Origin of the sequence: Sphaerisporangium sp. NPDC049002, assembly GCF_040649355.1 — a bacterium.
GTDB lineage: Bacteria > Actinomycetota > Actinomycetes > Streptosporangiales > Streptosporangiaceae > Sphaerisporangium.
This window is the reverse complement of the sequence record NZ_JBEZFH010000406.1, coordinates 1-2389: the sequence shown is the minus strand read 5'-3', so window position 1 is coordinate 2389 and position 2389 is coordinate 1. Positions and strand designations below refer to the sequence as shown.

The following is a 2389-nucleotide window of genomic DNA, read 5'->3' as shown; positions in this document are numbered from 1 at the left end:
GGTGTCGGCGTACGGATTCCTGTGCAGAGCCAGGTACGGGTAAACGTGCAGAGGTGTGCGGCGTGTTGGTTGGCCCGGGGGGTTCATGATCGGGATGGTGCTGCCGTGATGTTGTGATCTTCGCGGCGGAGGGCAGTTCTGGTGGTGCTGGAGGCGGAGCGGTGGCTTGAGCTGCGGCGTTTCCGTGCGCTGCGGGAGTCGGGGGCGACGATCTCGGAGATCGCCCGGGAGACCGGCCTGAACTGGCGGACGGTGAAGAAGTACCTGGAGGACGGGCCGTCGGGGCCGCCGGTGGCAGCGCCTCGCGCCGATTACCGTAACCAGGTGATCGTGCCGTTCACGCCAGTGATCGACGCCTGGCTGCGGGCCGAGGTGCTGCTGAAGGGCACGGTCATCCACGAACGACTCGTGCAGGAGTACGGGTTCACCGGTAACTACCAGCGGGTGAAGCTGTATCTGCAGGAGGCCCGCCCCCGGATCGCGGCGGATCTGGGCTATACCCCCAGCGAGCTGGCCCGGCTGCATCGCCGCTTCGAGGTGATCCCGGGCGCGCAGGCCCAGGTCGATTGGGGAGACGAGGGTGGCATCCTGGCCCACGTGGGGATCCCGAAGGTCTACTCCTTTCACATGGTGCTTTCGTATTCGCGGGATCCGTTCTGCTGCTTCACCACCAGCCAGAGCCTGGCGGCGTTCTGGAATGCCCACCGGCGGGCGTTCACCCATTTCGGTGGGGTGCCGGGCTCGATCGTCTACGACCGGACCAAGACCGTGGTCCGCCGGCATGTCGCCCCTGGCAAAGCGGTGCCGTTGCATCCCGAGGCGGTGGCGTTCGCCGGCCACTACGACTACACCATCGACGTGCTGGCCGCCTACCGGCCAACCGGGAAAGGCCGGGTGGAACGGCAGGTGACCATCGTCCGGGACCATGTCCTGGCCGGTCGGGCGTTCTGTTCAATCGAGGAACTCGACCGGGCGTTTTTGGCCTGGGTTCCGTTGCGCCGGAAAGTCACCCACCGCACCCACGGCGAGGTGATCGGGGTCCGGGCCCGCCGGGACCATCAGGCTCTGCGGCCGGTGCCATCCAAGCCCTATCGCGTCGTGGAGCGGCATCTGCGGCACGTCGGCAAGGACTGCCTGGTCGCGTTCGAAGCCAACCTGTACTCGGTGCCCGCCACCAAGGTGTTCCACCGCCAACTCGTCGAAGTGCGGACCTCGGCCGCCACCGTCAGCCTGCACGCCACCGTCCCCGACAGCCACGGCGTCACCCTGCTCGCCATCCACCCACGGGCGGTCGGCCGCGGCGCCCGCATCGTCGATCCAGACCACTGGAGCGCCCTGCCCGACGGACATACCCGCTCTACCACCAGCAGCAGGGAAGACCACCTGCCCTGCCATCCCCGGGACCGGGACCGGGAACCGTCGGGGTCGCTGCGGTTCCTGCTCGCCCGGGCCGACGCCGCCAAGGTCGAGGTCGGCCGCCGGCCTCTGTCGGTCTATGACCAGATCAGCGGGATCAGCCCGTTCCACACCAGCCCCGGCCCGAAGGACACCACGTGAGCGAGCTGATCACTACCAGGATCCGGGCGACCGCGACCAAACTCGGGCTACCGCACCTCACCCAGACCCTGACCGATCATGTCGGCCGGGCCGACGCCGCCCAGATGGGCTACCTCGACTTCCTCGACCTCGTGCTCGAAGAGGAACTCGCCGTCCGCGAGGAACGACGGCTCAAGCATGCCCTGCGGCTGTCGAAGATGCCGCACCACAAGACCTTGGAGGAGTACGACTTCGCCTACCAGCCCGAACTCGACCCCCGCAAAATCCGGGACCTGGCCACCCTGGCGTTCGTCGAGGCCAAGGCCAACGCCGCACTCCTGGGACCGCCCGGAGTAGGCAAGACACACCTGGCGGTCGCGCTGGCCGTCGCAGCCTGCCGGGCCGGGTTCACCGTCTACTTCACCACCCTGGACGACATGGTCCGGCAACTGAAAGCCGCCGACACCATCGGCCGACTCACCTCCAAACTCCGCTTCTACCTGCGGCCGCACGTCCTGGTCCTGGACGAGGTCGGGTATCTGCCACTGGCCCGCGACGAAGCCAACCTCGTCTTCCAGCTGATCAGTAAAAGGTACGAGAAGGGCTCTATCCTGCTGACCTCGAACAAGGCTTTCAGCGAATGGGGACAGGTGTTCGGCGACGAGGTCCTGGCCACCGCCATCCTCGACCGGCTCCTGCACCACTGCGAGATCCTCGCCATCAACGGCCCCAGCTACCGGCTGAAGAACCGCCTGGCTGCCGTCGACACCAACATCACCGCGACGGCCTAATCGTCACAGAGCTCTGCACGTCAATTCGTACCTAGGCCTGCACAGGAATCCGTACGCCGACA

The 2389-nt window shown here is 66.9% G+C and carries 2 protein-coding genes; both read left to right on the top strand.

The window, feature by feature from the left end; genetic code table 11:
* The first annotated feature begins 141 nt into the window (after positions 1–141).
* The gene (gene istA / locus AB0B89_RS36020; protein WP_358562164.1) at positions 142–1557 is read left to right on the top strand and encodes an IS21 family transposase; all 1416 of its coding nucleotides are present in this window, start codon (positions 142–144) and stop codon (positions 1555–1557) included.
* Positions 1554–2327, top strand: coding sequence for an IS21-like element helper ATPase IstB (gene istB / locus AB0B89_RS36015; protein WP_358562161.1), 774 nt, complete (start codon positions 1554–1556; stop codon positions 2325–2327). Before istA ends, istB begins: the two co-directional genes overlap by 4 nt.
* The last annotated feature ends 62 nt before the right edge of the window (positions 2328–2389 follow it).